The organism is Tamlana crocina (genome assembly GCF_012037625.1).
The window spans coordinates 1-326 of the sequence record NZ_JAAVJS010000656.1; the positions used below are offsets into that span (position 1 = coordinate 1).

Annotated in this window: 1 protein-coding gene; it reads left to right on the forward strand. The window is 43.6% G+C overall.

Annotated elements, in window-relative coordinates; translation table 11 throughout:
- Nucleotides 1-51: 51 nt before the first annotated feature.
- On the forward strand, nucleotides 52-326 hold a 275-nt coding region (locus tag HC176_RS18450), incomplete at its 3' end, for a TIGR04282 family arsenosugar biosynthesis glycosyltransferase (protein ID WP_425338229.1).

A 326-nucleotide genomic window follows, 5' to 3' on the forward strand; every position in this document is an offset into this window, starting at 1 on the left:
CTACGGCTGTACTGCAGGTGCCGGAAGCAGTTGCCAGGGAAGCGTGACCTAATGAAGAAAGTTAAAGAGAATAGCTTAGAGGAGCTCTTACTTATCTTTACCCGAAATCCTGAATTAGGAAAGGTGAAGAAAAGGCTGGCTGCAGGTATAGGTGACACATCGGCTTTAAATGTCTATAAATATTTACTGAAGCATACCGTGGAGGTTACGGAGAACCTTCAGGTGGAAAAATGGGTTTTTTATTCCGAAGATGTTCCGGAAGAGGATATCTGGGACAAAAATGTTTTCAGTAAAAAGCTTCAGCATGGAAAAGATCTGGGCGAGCG